The sequence below is a fragment of the Ideonella sp. P3_A4 genome, from assembly GCF_056403075.1.
Genome location: NZ_JBFUGE010001069.1, coordinates 1 through 1,311 on the forward strand (window position 1 = coordinate 1; position 1,311 = coordinate 1,311).

Here is a 1,311-nt window from a genome sequence, read left to right on the forward strand (position 1 = left end):
GCCCTGGGATACAAGAGCCACGCCGCGCCGACAAGGCCAAGGACCCATGCGACCGCACGGCCCTTGCGAAGACCAATGCCAACTGCAATGCAGGCAACGAGCGTGAGCCAAAACTGAGGTGCAGTAAGCAGACGCTTGATCATGAATCCATCGCCAGTTCGAGCGTAGTGCATGGCGATGTGTGCGTATGCGACGGGCACAAAGCAGAAAGCGAGTAGTGCGGCGATTGAAAGACGGCGTTGCTTCATCTGGAATTGAGATATGTGGCCTAACGTTCGACGTAAGGGGCCTGCCGCAGGCAGGTCCCCTTGACGGAGGGGTTAGGCCGATACCGCTGCCGGCAAGAACTGGCTGATCTTGGAGTCACCATACGTGCGGAGGACTTGAGAGACGATGACTTGATAGCCCGCAAGCCAGTTGCTCTGCGCGGCCTTGGCCTTGAGATGAAGGGGATGCGTGACTAGCTGCTGCAAGGCCTCCAATGACTCCCAGTAGTACACGTTGGAAACCAAGCCGTTTTCAGCATTTTCCCAAGACTCTTCGCCCAAGTAGCCAGGGATCGACTTTGCCATGACTGCGATCTCTTGATCGAGTCGATGGAACGCCTCATCAAACTGGCCTTTGGCAAGGATGAACGTAGACGAATACATGGGCGATCTAAGAGTGGTTACGGGGATAGGAAGCAACGCATTGGCTGCAAGTGATCAAGTAAGCGGCCGGGTGCTCTTGCCGACGGCCTAACGTTCGACGTAAGGGGCCTGCTGCAGGCAGGTCCCCTTGACGGAGGGGTTAGGCCGCTGACTCGGCGGGTAAGAACAAGGGCTAAAGCTGTTCATCTTTGCTCGGACCTTCGCGCTCTGCCAAACTGCAGAGATCTCTGGCACAGGCTTCCAACTCTTCAAGAAGGACACCGGCGGCGCCGTGTTCCAGCCCCTCCTCATACTCGGCAGGATGAGCCCAGAAGGAGATCTTGCCTTCTCTGGCTTCCGTTGCCGTCGACCCAAACCTGGCCGTGAATTCAAGGTGCGCATGAACCCAAGTCATGAGATGAAACCCCTTGCGGTCTCTGTCTTCAAACGAAGCGGGATAGGTAAGTTCGACGCTTTCTGACGATATCGAGTACTTCGATACGCCAAAGAGGAGGTGGAGAATGACTTCTCCGTGGCCTAGGGAGACGAGCTTGCGAAGAAGCTCTATTTTGCGGGGCGTATCAGAAGCCTCCATCAGCGGCCTAACGTTTGACATGAGAGGCGCTGCCCGGCTTGCCGGGTAGCGTCCTCTCGATGGAAGGGTTAGGCCGCACTGTGCGGC

General features: G+C 56.9%; 3 protein-coding genes. All 3 read right to left on the reverse strand.

All coding sequences use genetic code 11. From position 1 onward, the window contains the following. A partial coding sequence (locus AC1DYI_RS35900) for a hypothetical protein (protein ID WP_477208860.1) occupies positions 1 to 248 on the reverse strand: 248 nt, incomplete at its 3' end. A 72-nt stretch (positions 249 to 320) separates the two neighbouring features. Next, positions 321 to 650, reverse strand: a complete 330-nt coding sequence (locus AC1DYI_RS35905) for an antibiotic biosynthesis monooxygenase family protein (protein WP_477208861.1) — start codon at positions 648 to 650, stop codon at positions 321 to 323. Between the two features lie 172 nt (positions 651 to 822). Then, positions 823 to 1,311 (reverse strand): hypothetical protein (locus AC1DYI_RS35910; RefSeq protein ID WP_477208862.1); only part of this gene is annotated, 489 nt, incomplete at its 5' end.

What these genes read in the sequence shown, in the direction of transcription:
- AC1DYI_RS35905 (WP_477208861.1), bottom strand. Translation starts at nt 650, where the DNA reads ATGTATTCGTCTACGTTCATCCTTGCCAAAGGCCAGTTTGATGAGGCG.